12 protein-coding genes are annotated in these 16,664 nt (G+C 72.9%); 6 read left to right on the top strand and 6 right to left on the bottom strand.

Going from position 1 to position 16,664, the window contains the following annotated elements:
• The first annotated feature begins 56 nt into the window (after positions 1-56).
• Positions 57-1,037, top strand: coding sequence for an agmatinase (gene speB, locus Q5694_RS15230; RefSeq protein WP_333933476.1), 981 nt, complete (start codon positions 57-59; stop codon positions 1,035-1,037).
• Positions 1,034-2,719, top strand: coding sequence for a thiamine pyrophosphate-binding protein (locus Q5694_RS15225; RefSeq protein WP_333933475.1), 1,686 nt, complete (start codon positions 1,034-1,036; stop codon positions 2,717-2,719). The genes speB and Q5694_RS15225 overlap by 4 nt, the downstream gene beginning before the upstream one ends.
• A 50-nt stretch (positions 2,720-2,769) precedes the next feature.
• Here Q5694_RS15225 and Q5694_RS15220 read toward each other — a convergent pair whose 3' ends face one another.
• Positions 2,770-3,390 carry a DUF7691 family protein gene (locus Q5694_RS15220; protein WP_333933474.1) on the bottom strand — a complete coding sequence of 207 codons (621 nt, stop codon included), beginning with the start codon at positions 3,388-3,390 and terminating at the stop codon, positions 2,770-2,772.
• 177 nt (positions 3,391-3,567) lie between these two features.
• On the opposite strand from Q5694_RS15220, the gene Q5694_RS15215 reads away from it, so the two are divergent.
• The 4 genes from Q5694_RS15215 to Q5694_RS15200 all read left to right on the top strand — a co-directional run bounded on the left by Q5694_RS15215 (position 3,568) and on the right by Q5694_RS15200 (position 10,307).
• On the top strand, positions 3,568-4,419 hold the full coding sequence (locus Q5694_RS15215) for a serine hydrolase (RefSeq protein ID WP_443040878.1): 852 nt from the start codon (positions 3,568-3,570) through the stop codon (positions 4,417-4,419).
• A 113-nt stretch (positions 4,420-4,532) separates the two neighbouring features.
• Entirely contained in the window at positions 4,533-8,258 is a 3,726-nt protein-coding gene (locus Q5694_RS15210; RefSeq protein WP_333933473.1) for an ABC transporter ATP-binding protein, read from the top strand.
• A gap of 105 nt (positions 8,259-8,363) precedes the next feature.
• Complete coding sequence (locus tag Q5694_RS15205) at positions 8,364-8,753, top strand: hypothetical protein (protein WP_333933472.1); 390 nt, start codon at positions 8,364-8,366, stop codon at positions 8,751-8,753.
• Between the two features lie 117 nt (positions 8,754-8,870).
• On the top strand, positions 8,871-10,307 hold the full coding sequence (locus tag Q5694_RS15200; RefSeq protein WP_333933471.1) for a S28 family serine protease: 1,437 nt from the start codon (positions 8,871-8,873) through the stop codon (positions 10,305-10,307).
• A 21-nt stretch (positions 10,308-10,328) separates the two neighbouring features.
• Here the strand turns inward: Q5694_RS15200 and Q5694_RS15195 are convergent, their stop codons facing one another.
• The 5 genes from Q5694_RS15195 to Q5694_RS15175 form a co-directional block, all read right to left on the bottom strand.
• Positions 10,329-10,988: a hypothetical protein gene (locus Q5694_RS15195; protein WP_333933470.1), complete on the bottom strand. Its 660-nt coding sequence runs from the start codon at positions 10,986-10,988 to the stop codon at positions 10,329-10,331.
• Positions 10,989-11,102: 114 nt separating this feature from the next.
• Entirely contained in the window at positions 11,103-12,938 is a 1,836-nt protein-coding gene (locus Q5694_RS15190; protein WP_333933469.1) for a glycoside hydrolase family 3 protein, read from the bottom strand.
• A 386-nt stretch (positions 12,939-13,324) separates the two neighbouring features.
• Positions 13,325-14,122, bottom strand: a complete 798-nt coding sequence (locus Q5694_RS15185; RefSeq protein ID WP_333933689.1) for a sugar phosphate isomerase/epimerase family protein — start codon at positions 14,120-14,122, stop codon at positions 13,325-13,327.
• Positions 14,123-14,154: 32 nt separating this feature from the next.
• Positions 14,155-15,324, bottom strand: coding sequence for a dihydrodipicolinate synthase family protein (locus tag Q5694_RS15180; protein WP_333933467.1), 1,170 nt, complete (start codon positions 15,322-15,324; stop codon positions 14,155-14,157).
• Positions 15,321-16,472, bottom strand: coding sequence for a Gfo/Idh/MocA family protein (locus Q5694_RS15175; RefSeq protein WP_333933466.1), 1,152 nt, complete (start codon positions 16,470-16,472; stop codon positions 15,321-15,323). Before Q5694_RS15175 ends, Q5694_RS15180 begins: the two co-directional genes overlap by 4 nt.
• Between the last annotated feature and the right edge of the window lie 192 nt (positions 16,473-16,664).

Here is a 16,664-nt window from a genome sequence, read left to right as displayed (position 1 = left end):
AGTCGTAGCGCAAGCAGTACATACGCGATGAAGCGTAGGAAAGAAGGCATTACTTCATGAGCAGCAACGAGACCCCGCGCGGCCCCGTCGACTCCTCCCGCGTCCCGCGGTACGCCGGCCCCGCCACCTTCGCCCGGCTGCCCCGGCTGGACGAGGTCGGCCGCGCCGACGTCGCCCTGGTCGGCGTGCCGTTCGACTCCGGCGTCTCGTACCGGCCGGGCGCCCGCTTCGGCGGCAACGCGATCCGTGAGGCGTCCCGCCTGCTGCGGCCCTACAACCCGGCGCAGGACGCCTCGCCCTTCGCCCTGGCGCAGGTCGCGGACGGCGGCGACATCGCCGTGAACCCGTTCAACATCAACGAGGCCGTGGAGACCGTCGAGGCCGCCGCCGACGACCTGCTCGGCACGGGCGCCCGGCTGATGACCCTCGGCGGCGACCACACCATCGCGCTGCCCCTGCTGCGCTCGGTCGCGAAGAAGCACGGCCCCGTCGCCCTGCTGCACTTCGACGCCCACCTGGACACCTGGGACACCTACTTCGGCGCCGAGTACACCCACGGCACCCCGTTCCGCCGCGCGGTCGAGGAGGGCATCCTCGACACCTCCGCGCTCTCCCACGTCGGCACCCGCGGCCCGCTGTACGGCAAGCAGGACCTCACCGACGACGAGAAGATGGGCTTCGGCATCGTCACCTCGGCGGACGTCTACCGGCGCGGCGCCGACGAGGTCGCCGACCAGCTCCGCCAGCGCATCGGCGACCGGCCGCTGTACATCTCCATCGACATCGACTGCCTCGACCCGGCCCACGCCCCCGGCACCGGCACGCCCGAGGCCGGCGGCATGACCTCGCGCGAACTGCTGGAGATCCTGCGCGGCCTGGCCTCCTGCAACCTGGTCTCGGCCGACGTCGTGGAGGTGGCGCCCGCGTACGATCACGCCGAGATCACGTCGGTGGCCGCCTCCCACACGGCGTACGAACTGACCACGATCATGTCCCGCCAGATCGCCGCGGCCCGGAAGGACTCGGAAGCCAAGTGACCCACGACCACGACCTGGTGCTCCGCCCGACACCCGCCCAGACGGAGGCCGCCCTCAACCCTCCCGACGGCCGCAACGGCGGAGACCTGGTCGTGGAGACGCTGGCCGGGCTCGGCGCCACGACCGTCTTCGGCCTGCCCGGCCAGCACGCCCTCGGCATGTTCGACGCACTGCGCCGCTCCGACCTGCGCTACATCGGCCTGCGGGTGGAGAACAACGCCGGGTTCGCGGCCGACGCGTACGGCCGGATCACCGGTGAGGCGGCGCCGCTGCTGCTGTCGACCGGGCCGGGCGCGCTGACATCCCTCGCCGCGCTGCAGGAGGCGGCGGCCGCCTCCGCGCCCGTGCTGGCGATCAGCAGCCAGGTCCCGACGGCGGGCCTGGGCGGCGGACGCCACGGCTACCTGCACGAACTGCCCGACCAGGCGGCCTCGTTCCGGGGCGTGGTGAAGTCGGTCCACACCGTGCGCGCCCAGTCGCAGATCCCCTCGGCGATCGAGGCGGCCTGGAAGTCCGCCCTGACCGCCCCGCACGGGCCGGTGTGGGTGGAGATCCCGCAGGACGTGCTGCTCGCCGGGACGTCGATCCCGGTCGTCACCGGCGGGGACGCCTTCCCCGAGGAACTGGTGCCGCGCCCCGAACTGACCGCCGTCGCCGCCGACCTGCTGTCCCGGGCGGCCCGGCCGGCGATCATCGCGGGCGGGGGCGTGGTCCGCGCGGACGCCTCCGGCAAGCTGAAGCAGCTGGCGGAGCGGCTCCGGGCCCCCGTGGTCACCACTCCAGGCGGCAAGGGCGCGTTCCCCTGGAACCACCCGCTGTCCCTGCAGTCCTGGATCGAGGACCGGCACACCACCGACTTCCTGGAGGACGCCGACGTCCTCCTGGTCGTCGGCTCGGGGCTCGGTGAACTCTCCTCGAACTACCACACGTTCAAGCCGCGCGGCCGGGTGATCCAGATCGAGGCCGACCTCGGCAAGCTGGAGTCCAACCACCCGGCCCTCGGCATCCACGCGGACGCCCGCCTCGCCCTGCAGGCCCTGCTGGAGACGGTTGAGCCCCGCGAGGACGCGGCCGCCGCGGACCGCGTCCGGGAGGTGCTGGCGAAGGTCGCCGGCCGCATCGCCGCCCAGGAACTCACCCTGGAGCAGGAGGTGCTGGCGGCCGTGCGCCGGGCGCTGCCCGCCGACTCGCCGTCCTTCTGGGACATGACGATCCTGGCGTACTGGGCCTGGTCGGCCTTCGACGCCAAGGGCCCCAATCACATGCACTCCGCGCAGGGCGCGGGCGGCCTCGGCTACGGCTTCCCCGCGGCGCTGGGCGCGGCGGTTGCCGACCCGACCCGCCCGGTCCTCGCGGTCTCCGGCGACGGCGGCGCCCTGTACTCGATCGCCGAGCTGGCCACCGCCCGCCAGTACGACCTGAACGTCACCTGGCTCATCGTCGACGACGGCGGCTACGGCATCCTGCGCGAGTACATGAACGACGCGTTCGGCGAGGCGACCGCGACCGAACTGACCCGGCCCGACTACGTGGCCCTGGCCGAGTCCTTCGGCGTCCCCGGCATCCGCACGAGCCCGGAGAACCTGGAGCAGGACCTGGCCGAGGCGTTCGCCTCGCCGGGCCCCTCGGTGGTGCTGCTGCCGGCCGTGCTGCGGATGTTCGCACCGACCCACCTGGACTGAGCGCCCGGCCGTGGCCGCCGGCGGGAGCGGCCGGCGGCCACGGCGAGCCGTCAGTGGAACCAGAAGAGCAGGGTGTCCGCCCGCCCGCCGCGCTCGCGCGTGCTCTCCCACTCCCGTGCCTCGAACCGCATGACCTCGGCGAACCGGCCGGCGGCGGACCGGAACCCCGGGTCGATCCGGTCGAGCACCGCGTCGTAGGCGTCGGCCAGCTCGGCGGCCCGCTGCACCGGCAGGGTGCCGATGGCCGGCACGGCGTCACCGGGATGGGGCAGCCGCACCGGGGGCCCGCTGAACAGGAACGTGCCGGGCAGCAGCCCGGACGGCACGCCGTACCGGGCCAGTTCGTCGTCCAGGGCGTGGAAGGACGACGGGCGGCGCCAGGTGCCGAGGTCGGTCGGGTCGCGGAAGTGCGCGGCGACCACCTGGTAGAAGGCGTAGCTGTACGCGGGGCACAGGCCGGTGCTCGGGCGGCCGTCGATCAGCTCGTCCAGCGCGCGCGTGATGGAGACGTCGAGGTCGACGTCCTGCTCCCGGAACCGGGCGTCGGTGCGCTCGCACTCGGTGCGGATCCGGGCGAGGGTGCGCTCCTGCCGCTCGGTCCGCTCGACCGCGGTGAGCAGCCGCACCACGGACCTCATGTCACCGGAGCTCATCTCGAGCCAGTAGCCCACTGCCGCGTTTCCCTTCACCCGTCCGCCGGACACCGCCGTCCATGATCCGGGACGACCGGGCGGCCCCGTGCAGAGGCAGGGAAACTCCCCCGGGGCAGGGGCGCGAGCGGATAACGACTCGCACAAAGCTTCGTAGTCCCTACAACCATTCGACGGCACCCGGCGGTCAAGGGGTGCATGACTTCTGGGATATCCCGCCGCGCGAGAATGCTGACGGTGGCCGTCGGTACGGGCGTCCTCGTGCCGCTCGTCGCCGCCGCCACGCCCGCCGCCGCCGCCCCGCCCGCCGTGACCTGCACGTCCGCCAAGGCCGGTCTGGCCGCCAAGCTGACCAAGGACATCACCGCCGCGCTGGCCACCCGCAAGGGCACGGTCGCCGTCGGCCTGCACGACCGCAGCACGAACACCACCTGCACCCTGCGCGCCGGTACGGCCTACGACTCGGCCAGCGTCGTGAAGGTCACCGTCCTCGCCACGCTGCTGTGGGACGCGAAGAAGACGAACCGGTACCTCACCGACCGCGAGGCCGGTCTCGCCAAGGCCATGATCACCAAGTCGGACAACGCCGCGACCTCCACGCTGTGGAAGCAGCTCGGCCTGACGAAGATCAAGAACTTCCTCGAGGCCGCCGGCATGACCCGGACGACGCCGGGCGCCGACGGCTACTGGGGCCTGACCCGGATCACCGTCACCGACGAGCAGAAACTGCTCAAGCTCATCACCGGCAAGAACGCCGTCCTCAGCGACAGCTCCCGTGCCTACATCCTGAAGCTGATGGGACAGGTCGTGTCGTCCCAGCGCTGGGGGACCCCGTACGGGGTGCCCTCCGGTGTCACCGTGGCCGTGAAGAACGGCTGGCTGCAGCGCTCCAGCAACGGATGGCGCGTGCACAGCATCGGGGCGTTCAAGGGCGGTGGCCACGACTACGTGATGACGGTGCTCACACACGGCAACAGCACCATGGACTACGGCATCGCCACCGTCCAGGCCGTGGCCAAGGTGATCCACCGCGACCTGGCGGCGAGCTGAGGGTTCCCGGCGCCGCCTCCCCGCGGGCAGGCGGCAGTGTTACGGCGGGATGAAATCGGGGCCCTGACGTGTTGGTGCCTTCCGGCAGAGCAGGACGACCGGAAGGCACGGGTGTGACACCGCAACGGGGATGGGCACGACGGCTGTGGGCCTACGCATGGCGCCACCCCAAGGACGTCGTCCTCGCCCTCGGCTCCTCGCTCGCCGGCATGGCGGTGATGGCGCTCGTGCCGCTGATCACCAAGGTGATCATCGACGACGTCATCAGCGACCACACCCGGTCCATGACCACCTGGGCCGGGCTCCTGGTCGCCGCCGCCCTGGCCGTGTACGTCCTCACCTACGTCCGGCGTTACTACGGCGGACGTCTCGCCCTGGACGTCCAGCACGACCTGCGGACCGAGATGTTCGGCACGATCACCCGGCTCGACGGCCGCCGCCAGGACGAACTGTCCACCGGTCAGGTCGTCGGCCGCGCCACCAGCGACCTGCAGCTCATCCAGGGCCTGCTGTTCATGCTCCCGATGACCATCGGGAACTTCGCCCTGTTCCTGATCTCGCTGGTGGTCATGGCGTGGCTGTCCGTGCCGCTGACCCTGGTCGCCCTGGCCGTCGCGCCCGCCCTGTGGTGGATCGCCCGGCGCAGCCGCACCCGGCTGCACCCCTCCACCTGGTATGCCCAGGCCCAGGCCGCCGCCGTCGCGGGCGTGGTCGACGGGGCCGTCAGCGGCGTCCGGGTCGTCAAGGGCTTCGGGCAGGAGGAGCAGGAGACCGGCAAGCTCCGCGAGGTGGGCCGCAGGCTCTACGGGGGCCGGCTGCGCACCATCCGCCTCAACTCGGTCTACACCCCGGCCCTGCAGTCCGTTCCCGCCCTGGGCCAGGTCGCCATGCTGGCGCTCGGCGGCTGGCTGGCGGTCCGCGGGCACATCACGCTCGGCACGTTCGTCGCGTTCTCCACCTACCTGGCCCAGCTCGTCGGGCCGGTCCGCATGCTCGCCGTGGTGCTCACCGTCGCGCAGCAGGCCCGCGCCGGCACCGAACGCGTCCTGGAGCTGATCGACACCGAGCCCTCCATCCGCGACGGTGAGAAGGACCTGCCGGCCGACGCCCCCGCGACGGTCGAGTTCGACGGCGTCTCCTTCGGCTACGACGCCGACCGCCCGGTCCTCGACGGGCTGTCCTTCGAGATCCGCCCGGGCGAGACCCTCGCCGTCGTCGGCTCCTCCGGCTCCGGCAAGTCCACCGTCTCCCTGCTGCTGCCGCGCTTCTACGACGTCACCCGCGGCGCCGTCCTGGTCGGCGGGCACGACGTGCGCGAGCTGTCCCTGCAGTCGCTGCGGTCCGCGATCGGGCTGGTCCCCGAGGACTCCTTCCTCTTCTCCGACACCGTCCGCAACAACATCGCCTACGGCCGCCCCGACGCCACCCGGGAGGAGATCGAGAAGGCGGCCCGGGCCGCCCAGGCGGACCGGTTCATCACGGAGCTGCCCGACGGCTACGACACCACCGTCGGCGAGCACGGACTGACCCTCTCCGGCGGGCAGCGCCAGCGCATCGCCCTGGCCCGCGCCATCCTCAGCGACCCGCGCCTGCTGGTCCTGGACGACGCCACCTCGGCCGTGGACGCCCGCGTCGAGCACGAGATCCACGAGGCGCTCAAGGGCGTGATGCGGGGCCGTACCACGCTGCTGATCGCCCACCGGCGCTCCACCCTGAACCTCGCCGACCGCATCGCCGTCCTGGACGGCGGCCGGCTCGCCGACATCGGCACCCACGACGAGCTCCAGCGCCGCTCGGCCCTCTACCGGCGGCTGCTCACCGACCCCGACGAGCTGGGCGGGGTCTCCCCGGGCCACACCCCGCCCGCCTGCCCCGAGGAGGACACCTCCGTCCGGGACGAGCTGGACGCGGAGTACGACGCCGAGCGCGGCGTCACCCCCCGGCTGTGGACCGGGGACCGCGAGCGCAAGGACACGGCCCTCGCCGACAGCCCGGCCACCCCGGAGCTGCTCGCCCAGGTCGAGGCACTGCCCCCGGCCACCGACGTGCCCGACGTGGACGAGGCGCGGGCCGTGCGCCCCGAGGACTCCTACGGGCTGCGCCGGCTGCTGCGCGGCTTCGGCTGGCCCCTGCTGATCAGCCTCGCCCTGGTCGCCGCCGACGCGGGCATGGGCCTGCTGCTGCCCGTGCTGATCCGGCACGGCATCGACTCCGGCGTCACCCAGGCCGCGCTCGGCGCCGTGTGGGCCGCGGCCCTGCTGGGTCTGGCCACGGTGGCCGTGCAGTGGGTGGCCCAGGTCGGCGAGATCCGCATGACCGGACGCACCGGCGAACGGGTGCTGTACTCGCTGCGGCTGAAGATCTTCGCCCAGCTCCAGCGCCTCGGGCTCGACTACTACGAGCGGGAGCTGACCGGCCGGATCATGACCCGGATGACGACCGACGTCGACGCGCTGTCGACGTTCCTGCAGACGGGCCTGGTCACGGCCTTCGTCTCGATCGTCACCTTCTTCGGCATCATGGTCGCGCTGCTGGTCATCGACGTGCAGCTCGCCCTGGTCGTCTTCGCGACGCTGCCGCCGCTGATCATCGCCACGTTCTTCTTCCGCCGCGCGAGCGTGAAGGCCTACGAGCTGGCCCGCGAACGGGTCTCGGCGGTCAACGCCGACCTGCAGGAGTCGGTGTCCGGGCTGCGGATCGTGCAGGCGTTCCGGCGCGAGCGGGACGGCGGACGGCGGTTCGCCGAGCGCAGCCACAGCTACCGGCAGGCCCGCATCCGCGGCCAGTGGCTGATCTCCGTGTACTTCCCGTTCGTGCAGTTCCTGTCGTCGGTGGCGGCCGCCGCCGTGCTGATCGTGGGCGGCGCCCGGGTCGACGACGGGACGCTGGCGATCGGCTCGCTGGTGGCGTACCTGCTCTACATCGACCTGTTCTTCGCGCCCGTGCAGCAGCTCTCCCAGGTCTTCGACGGCTACCAGCAGGCGACCGTCTCCCTGGGCCGCATCCAGGAGCTGCTGCGCGAGCCGACGTCGACCGAGGCCGCACCCGCGCCCGTCGAGGTCACGTCCCTGCGCGGTGAGATCGCCTTCGAGGGCGTGGACTTCGCGTACGGGGCCGCCGACGACGGCGGGGCGGCCCTCCGGGGCGTCGACCTGCGGATCCCCGCCGGGCAGACCGTCGCGTTCGTCGGGGAGACCGGCGCAGGCAAGTCCACACTGGTCAAGCTCGTCGCCCGCTTCTACGACCCGACCGCGGGCCGCGTCACCGTCGACGGGACCGACCTGCGGCAGCTGGACCTCACCTCCTACCGGCACCGTCTGGGGGTGGTCCCGCAGGAGGCGTACCTCTTCCAGGGCACCGTCCGCGACGCCATCGCCTACGGGCGCCCGGACGCCACCGACGCCGAGGTCGAGGCCGCGGCCCGGGCGGTCGGCGCGCACGAGATGATCGCCACCCTGGAGGGCGGCTACCTGCACGGGGTCGCCGAGCGCGGCCGGAACCTGTCCGCGGGCCAGCGCCAGCTGATCGCCCTGGCCCGGGCCGAGCTGGTCGACCCGGACGTCCTGCTGCTCGACGAGGCGACGGCCGCCCTCGACCTGGCCACCGAGGCCCAGGTCAACCAGGCCACGGACCGCCTGGCGGGCCGCCGCACGACCCTGGTGGTCGCCCACCGCCTGACCACCGCGGCCCGCGCCGACCGGGTCGTCGTCATGGACCACGGCCGTGTCGTGGAGGACGGCACCCACGAGGAGCTGCTCGCGCGCGGCGGGCACTACGCGCGGCTGTGGCGGACGTTCATCGGCGCCGAGCCGGAGGAGCCGGTCGGCGTGAGCCGCTGACGGTGCGGGCGAACCCGTTTTCGTAACGCTCGTGCAACCGTCCGACATACGTCATGCGTCCGTACTGCCGTACGCCGATGGTCGCGGACGACGCGGAGGACGACAGTGGACAGTGGACCGATACGCCGGCGGCTCGCGCTCGGCCTGGCCGTGCTGACCGCGTCGGGGCTGCTCGCCGTCGCCGTGCCGGGCCAGGCGCAGGCCGCCTCCGCGTCCTGCCCCGGCCGCAAGGTCCGCACCCTGCCGTTCTCCACCGGCACCGTCCTCGTCTACAAGCGCGGCGGCTACGTCTGCGCCGTGACGACCGCGAAACGGCCCGGCACCAAGCGCCGGATGTCCGTGAGCGTGCAGGCCCGGGGGAACCGTCCGGTCGTCGACGAGGGCCGGTACGCGCACCGCGCCGGCCCGGTGACCGTGCACGCCGGACGCCGCTGCGTGTGGCTCAAGGGCCGGGTGGGGGAGGGCAGGTTCAGCTCCGGCTGGATCCTGTGCTGACGTCCCGTCCGGCGGGCGCCGCGCGCCCCGCGCACAGGGTTTTCCCCATGTCCCCTGGTGCTCCGGTGAGTTGGTCCGCTAGCTTCCGGCGCACATATGTCTCACAGGGGAGTGCGCATGCGCAAGGCGCTCAGATGGCTGCTGGCGCTCACAGTGCTCATAGGCACGTTGAGCACGGCGGGAGCGGCCACCGCCGCCGAGGCCACCGGCACCGACGGCACCACCGACATCAAGGAGAGGCTGCTCTCCGTCCCGGGCATGAGCCTGGTCGAGGAGAAGCCCTACACCGGCTACCGCTTCTTCGTCCTGAACTACACCCAGCCGGTCGACCACCGGAAGCCGTCCAAGGGCACGTTCCAGCAGCGCATCACCGTGCTGCACAAGGACGTCGCGCGGCCGACGGTCTTCTTCACCAGCGGTTACAACGTCTCCACGACGCCCCGCCGCAGCGAGCCGACGCAGATCGTCGACGGCAACCAGGTCTCCCTGGAGTACCGCTTCTTCACCCCGTCCCGGCCCGCCCCGGCCGACTGGTCCAAGCTGGACATCTGGCAGGCGGCCAGCGACCAGCACCGGGTCTTCACGGCGCTGAAGGGCATCTACAGCAAGAAGTGGATCTCCACGGGCGGCTCCAAGGGCGGCATGACCGCCACCTACTACGAGCGCTTCTACCCGCGTGACATGGACGGCGTGGTCGCCTACGTCGCCCCCAACGACGTGGTGAACAAGGAGGACTCGGCCTACGACCGCTTCTTCGCCCGCGTCGGCACCAAGGAGTGCCGCGACCGGCTGAACGCCGTGCAGCGCGAGGCGCTGGTGCGCCGCGAGCCGCTGGAGAGGAAGTACGCGGCCTACGCCGAGGAGAACGGCCTCACCTTCACCACCATCGGCAGCCTGGACAAGGCCTACGAGGCGACCGTCCTGGACTACGTGTGGGGCTTCTGGCAGTACAGCCTGCTGTCCGACTGCGACCGGATCCCGGCCGACGCCGAGAACGCCACGGACGACGAGATCTGGAACTCCGTCGACGGCATCTCCGGCTTCTCCGCCTACGCCGACCAGGGCCTGTCCACCTACACGCCGTACTACTACCAGGCCGGTACGCAGCTCGGCGCGCCCACGATCCACTTCCCGCACATCGAGAAGCGGTACATCCGCTACGGCTACCAGCCGCCGCGCAACTTCGTGCCGCGTGACATCCCCATGCGGTTCCAGCCGCAGGCGATGCGGGACGTCGACAGCTGGGTCCGGCACAACGCCCGCCACATGCTGTTCGTCAACGGCCAGAACGACCCGTGGAGCGCGGAGCCGTTCCGTCTCGGCAAGGGCGCGAAGGACTCCTACGTCATGACCGCCCCGGGCATGAACCACGGCGCCAACGTCGCGAGCCTCGTGCCCGAGCAGAAGGCGCTCGCCACCGCCCGCATCCTCGACTGGGCGGGAGTCGCCTCCGGCACGGTCCAGGCCGATCCGCAGGCGGCGAAGCCGCTGGCGAAGTTCGACGCCAAGCTCGACAAGCGGGACGTGCAGCGTGAGATGACGCTGCGTCCGTGACGCCCCGCCGCGCCCGGCCGCTCACAGCGGCCGGGCGCACCCCACGGGCCGCTCGCCGCCCAGCCGCACGTAGAGGGCGGTCGTGCCCGGGCAGTCCGCCCGCCTGACCACCGCCCGCGTGACCTCGTACTCGGGCCTCTCCTCGCCCTCGCCGCCGCAGGCCGTCTCCCGGACCTGCCCGCCGCCGGAACCGTAGACGCAGTCGCCCACGATGGTGCGGGGCCCGCCCCCGCCGCCGGGGTCGCCCGGGTGCGGCGGCTGGAGGTTGCGCATGCAGGCGTAACCCCGCGGCACCGCCCCGTCGCCGTCCTCGCCGGAGGAGGGCCGCTGCTCACCGATGTGCAGCACGAAGTCCGTCGTGGGCGGACAGCGCGGCCCGTCCCGGACCGTACCCGCGTGCCGGGCCGTCACCCGGGCCGCGGCCCGCTCCCCGGAACACGCCACCTCGGTGAAGCTCGTCCTGCCGAACGAACTGCACTCGCCGGCCGCGAGGAACACCGCCCCGTACCCGGCGGGCGTGCGGGCCGGCACCGGTGACGCCGAGGCGGTCCGCCCGGTCGCGGGGCCGCTCGGCCGGCCGTCCGCGCCCAGCCCTCCCGAGGGGCTCCGGCATCCGCCCAGCAGCGCGCCGAACAGCGCCAGCAGCCCGCAGACCACCCCCACGGAACATCTCCCACGCATGGCCGACCCCCCCGGTTGTGCCCGCCCAGCGTGGCCCGCCGCTACGGGCGCACGCCAGGGACACCGGAGGGTTTGCGCACGTTGGGGGTGGTGCGTCCGTTGTGCGGCGTACGTCTAGTACGCCAGGCCGTGCCCGACCGGGTACAGCACCTGCTCCGGATCGTCCGCCCGTTGCACGGGCACCGGGAGCTTCCCGCGCGGCCCGACCCGCCCGGCGATGACCCGGGCCGCGGCCCGCACCTCGACGTCCGTCCAGGAGTAGGCGGCCAGGAAGGCCGGCACGGACGGCAGCTGGGCCACGTCGTACGGGTTGCGGACGGCGATCGCCACGACCGGCGTGCCCGTCGCCACCAGCTGTTCGACCAGCGTGCGCTGACTGCTGCCCGCGGTGACGTTGTAGGTGGCCACCACCACCGCGTCCACGTCCCGTGCGGCCGCGACCGCCCTGGCGATCGTCGCCGCCGAGGGGGCGGTGCCCGTGGACAACGCGGTCGCGGTGAAGCCGAGTTCGGACAGGGCGCCCGCCAGCACTCCCGTGGGCGGTCCGGTCGTCCCCGACGGCGAGGCCGGGTCGGCCCCGACCACCAGCACCTCGGGGTACCGGCGCCGCGACAGCGGCAGCAGCCGCCCCTCGTTGACGAGCAGGGTGGTGCTCCGCTCGGCGATCCGGTCGGCCGCCGCGAGATGCGACCGCGTCCCGACCCTCCGGTCGACGTCGCCGAGCCGGACGTACGGCTCGCGGAACAGCCCCAGCTTGGCCTTCAGCCGCAGGATCCGCAGCACCGAGCGGTCGAGCCGCTCCCGCGTCAGCTCCCCCTCGCGCACGGCGGTCAGCACCGCGTTCCAGGCGAGGTCCAGATCCGGCGGGTTGAGGAGCTGGTCCACACCCGCCTTCAGGGCCAGCACGGGTACCCGCTCGTCGCCGTACTTGGTGCGCACGCCCTCCATGCCGAGGGAGTCGGTGACCACGACCCCGTCGTAGCCGAGGCGTTCGCGCAGGATGCCGGTGAGGATGGGGTGGGAGAGGGTGGCCGGGTCGCCGGAGTCGTCGAGGGCGGGGACCATCAGGTGCGCGGTCATGATCGAGTCGATGCCTGCGGCGATCGCGGCGCGGAAGGGCGGGGCGTCCAGCCGCTCCCACAGCTCGCGGCTGTGGGTGATGGTGGGGAAGCCGGTGTGGCTGTCGACGTTGGTGTCCCCGTGCCCGGGGAAGTGCTTGGCGGTCGCGGCGACCCCGGACCGCTGGTACCCGGCGACCTCGGCCGCGACGAGCGCGGACACGGCCTGCGGGTCCGCCCCGAAGGACCGTACGCCGATGACGGGGTTGGCCGGGTTGACGTTCACGTCGGCCACGGGGGAGTAGTTCTGCCGGATCCCCATGGCCCGCAGCTCGCGCCCGGCGATGCGGCCCAGCGTGCGCGCGTCGGACCGCGACCCGCCCGCGCCGACCGCCATGGCCCCCGGGAACAGGGTCGCGGGTTCGCCGACCCGGGCCACGATCCCGTGCTCCTGGTCGGTGGAGACGAGGACGGGCAGGCCCCGCGGCAGGCCGAGGGAGGCCCGCTGGATGCCGTTGGACAGCTCGGCGATCTGATGCGGATCGCGGGTGTTGTGCGCCCAGGTGAAGTAGATGATGCCGCCGACCCGGTACCTGGCGATCAGCTCGGCGGCCGTGCGGACGCCGATCTCCTCGAGGTTGGCGTCGATGTCGGCCTGGTCGGGCGCGGTGGCGGAGTGGCCGTAGACCCGCATCACGAACAGCTGGCCGACCTTCTCCTCCAGCGTCATGCGGGAGACCAGCGCGCGCAGGCCGCTGTCGTCGGGGGCGGCGGCCGCGTGCGCGGGGCCGGCGGCCGCCAGGGCGGCGGTGACGCCGGCCGTGGCGGCGAGGACCGTGCGTCTGGAGGGCTGGGCGGTGCTTCCCGTGCTTGCCGTGCCGGTGTCGTGCACGTGCGCTCCTTCCGGAGGTGATCCGCTCGGATCCGCTGAAGGAAACTTCCAACCGGTCACCAATATCCGGGAAGTTTCTGCCAGTCAAGGGAACGCGCAGCGGCCGCAAGGGGCCGCCACCGGCACGGTAGGAGGGGGACGTGCCGATGGCGGCGGGGCCGCCGGCCGCGGTACGGCGGAGAGGGTGGTCAGCGATCGCAGCCAGGGCGAGGGCCGACACCGCACCGGGTGACTCCCCGGCGGCCGCAGATGTGACGCCCCGCCCCGACCCCGGGTTCCCCCGCGGCCCCCCGTCCCGAGAAGTCGAAACGAAAGAGCCCCGGGTGACACGAGAGACACCGCGCGATGCCCCCTCAGGGGGCGGCGCGCACGGGATGAGGCAGGGGTCAGCGGGTGTGCTCGGTGAATCTCGCCGCCGTCTCGGCCAGGACCTCGTACCCGTCCCGGGCCCACAACCCGTCGTTGAACAGCTCGACTTCGATCGGCCCGGCGTACCCCGCCGCCTCCACGTAGCCCTGCCACTCGCGCATGTCGATCGCGCCGTCGCCGATCTGCCCGCGGCCGTTGAGGACGCCCTCGGGCAGCGGGGTCGTCCAGTCGGCGAGCTGGAAGGCGTGGATGCGGCCACCCGCCCCGGCCCGGGCGATCTGCCGGGGAGCCGTGTCGTCCCACCAGATGTGGTACGTGTCGACCGTGACGCCGACCTGCCGCGCGGGGAAGCGTTCGGCGAGGTCCAGGGCCTGCGCCAGCGTCGACACCACACAGCGGTCCGAGGCGAACATGGGGTGCAGCGGCTCGATCGCCAGGCGGACCCCGTGCCGCTCGGCGTACGGGCCCAGCTCCGCCAGGGCCTCGGCGATGCGCTCCCTCGCCCCGCGCAGGTCCCTGGAGCCGGCCGGGAGCCCGCCCGAGACCAGCACCAGCGTGTCCGTGCCCAGGGTCGCCGCCTCGTCGACCGCCCGGCGGTTGTCGGCCAGCGCCTCCGCCCGCTCCCGCGGGTCGATCGCCGTGAGGAAGCCGCCCCGGCACAGGGTGGTCACCGTCAGGCCCGCGTCCCGCACCAGCTTCGCCGTGGCCTCCAGACCGTGGGAGCGGACCGGCTCCCGCCACAGGCCGACGTGCCCGATGCCCGACCGGGCGCAGCCGTCGGCCAGTTCCGGCAGCGACAGCTGCTTCACCGTCATCTGGTTGACGGAGAAGCGCCGCAGCGCCCCGCTCACCGGTCCACCCCGTACACGCCCAGCAGTGTCCTCATGCGCTCCTCCGCGAGCTTCGGGTCGGGGAACAGGCCCAGCCCGTCGGCCAGTTCGTACGCCCGCGCGAGGTGCGGCAGCGAGCGGGCCGACTGCAGGCCGCCGACCATCGTGAAGTGCGCCTGGTGGCCGGCCAGCCACGCCAGGAACACCACCCCCGTCTTGTAGAAGCGGGTGGGCGCCTGGAACAGGTGCCGGGAGAGCCCGACCGTGGGGTCGAGGAGGTCCCGGAAGCCCCGCACGTCCCCCGTGTCCAGGACCCGGACCGCCTCGGCCGCCAGCGGGCCCAGCGGGTCGAAGATGCCGAGCAGGGCGTGGCTGAAGCCCTGGTCGTCGCCCGCGATCAGCTCCGGGTAGTTGAAGTCGTCCCCGGTGTAGCAGCGCACGCCCTTCGGGAGGCGGCGGCGGATGTCGATCTCGCGCTCCGCGTCCAGCAGGGAGACCTTGATGCCGTCGACCTTGTCGGGGTGTGCGGCGACGACGTCCAGGAAGGTGCGGGTGGCCGCGTCCAGGTCCGTCGCGCCCCAGTAGCCCTCCAGCGCCGGGTCGAACATCGGGCCGAGCCAGTGCAGGATCACCGGTTCCGACGCCTGGCGCAGCAGGTGCCCGTAGACCTCCAGGTAGTCCTCCGGCCCCTTGGCGGCCGCGGCCAGCGCTCGCGAGGCCATCAGGATCGCCCGCGCGCCGGACTCCTCCACGAGGGCGAGCTGTTCCTCGTAGGCGGCCCGGATCTCCGCCAGGCCGTACGGGTGGCCGAACTCGGTGGCCGGCAGCTGGTCGGTGCCCACGCCGCAGGCGATCCGGCCGCCGGCCGACCTCGCCTCGGCGGCCGACCGGCGGATCAGCTCCGCCGCGCCCGCCCAGTCCAGGCCCATCCCGCGCTGCGCGGTGTCCATCGCCTCGGCCACGCCCAGCCCGTGCGACCACAGGTGGCGGCGGAAGGCGAGCGTGGCGTCCCAGTCGACGGCGGCGGGCGAGCCGGGCGAGACGTCGGCGTACGGATCGGCGACGACGTGCGCGGCCGAGAAGACCGTACGGGAGGTGAAGGGCGTGCCGGCGGTCACGGCGAGCGGCTCGGTGCGGGGCCGGTAGTCGCGCAGCGCCCCGCCGGGGCCCGGGAGTCGGATCGTCACAGCGAGATCTCCGGCACGTCGAGACGGCGGCCCTCGGCCGAGGAGCGCAGGCCCAGCTCGGCGAGCTGGACACCGCGGGCGCCGGCCAGCAGGTCCCAGTGGTAGGGCGCGTCGGCGTGGACGTGCCTGAGGAAAAGCTCCCACTGGGCCTTGAAGCCGTTGTCGAACTCGCCGTTGTCGGGGACCTCCTGCCACTGGTCGCGGAAGACCTCCGTGGCCGGGACGTCCGGGTTCCACACCGGCTTGGGGGTGGCGCTGCGGTGCTGCGCCCGGCAGGTGCGCAGCCCGGCCACCGCCGAGCCCTCGGTGCCGTCGACCTGGAACTCCACCAGCTCGTCACGGTGGACGCGCACGGCCCAGGAGGAGTTGATCTGCGCGATCGCACCGCCCTCCAGCTCGAAGATGCCGTACGCGGCGTCGTCGGCCGTGGCGTCGTACGGCTTGCCGGTCTCGTCCCAGCGCTGCGGGATGTGCGTGGCCGTGAGGGCCTGCACCGAGGTCACCCGGCCGAACAGCTCGTGCAGCACGTACTCCCAGTGCGGGAACATGTCGACGACGATGCCGCCGCCGTCCTGCGCCCGGTAGTTCCACGACGGGCGCTGCGCGGCCTGCCAGTCGCCCTCGAAGACCCAGTAGCCGAACTCGCCGCGCACGGACAGGATCCGGCCGAAGAAGCCGCCGTCGATCAGGCGCTTCAGCTTCAGCAGGCCCGGCAGGAAGAGCTTGTCCTGGACCACGCCGTGCTTGACGCCGGCCTCGTTCGCGAGCCGGGCGAGGTCCAGGGCGCCGGTGAGGCCCGTCGCGGTCGGCTTCTCGGTGTAGACGTGCTTGCCGGCGGCGATGGCCTTCTTCAGGGCCTCCTCGCGGGCGGAGGTGACCTGGGCGTCGAAGTAGACGTCCACCGAGGAGTCGGCCAGGACCGCGTCCACGTCCGTCGACCAGTGCTCCAGGCCGTGCCGCTCGGCCAGGGCCCGCAGCGCGTGCTCGCGGCGGCCGACCAGGACCGGTTCGGGCCACAGCACGGTGCCGTCGCCGAGGTCGAGTCCGCCCTGCTCGCGCAGGGCGAGGAGGGAGCGGACCAGGTGCTGGCGGTAGCCCATGCGCCCGGTCACGCCGTTCATGGCGATTCGCACCGTCTTGCGTGTCACGTCGTTCCCTTCGTACGCGGGCGCCGCGCCGCGTACGCCCCACCCGTCACCGGGGATCCCCGGGAGACGTCATCGACTGGTGAGCGTTGCAGCAAGCGCTTTCTATGTGCACAGAAGCTAGCCTCTGGCGGCGGTCCGGACAAGACCGTGACCAGGACGAGTTGTTCGAGGGGGCGAACAACCCGGGGTCGG

The organism is Streptomyces sp. AHA2, assembly GCF_036857595.1.
GTDB lineage: Bacteria > Actinomycetota > Actinomycetes > Streptomycetales > Streptomycetaceae > Streptomyces.
Note: the sequence above shows the minus strand (reverse complement) of the source record. Positions and strands in the feature narration are given on the sequence as shown.

Bases quoted from the DNA above. Each gene is read 5' to 3' on its own strand.
- Q5694_RS15215 (WP_443040878.1), top strand. From the start codon at position 3,568: ATGACTTCTGGGATATCCCGCCGCGCGAGAATGCTGACGGTGGCCGTC.
- speB (WP_333933476.1), top strand. From the start codon at position 57: ATGAGCAGCAACGAGACCCCGCGCGGCCCCGTCGACTCCTCCCGCGTC.
- Q5694_RS15200 (WP_333933471.1), top strand. From the start codon at position 8,871: ATGCGCAAGGCGCTCAGATGGCTGCTGGCGCTCACAGTGCTCATAGGC.
- Q5694_RS15185 (WP_333933689.1), bottom strand. From the start codon at position 14,122: ATGACGGTGAAGCAGCTGTCGCTGCCGGAACTGGCCGACGGCTGCGCC.
- Q5694_RS15195 (WP_333933470.1), bottom strand. From the start codon at position 10,988: ATGCGTGGGAGATGTTCCGTGGGGGTGGTCTGCGGGCTGCTGGCGCTG.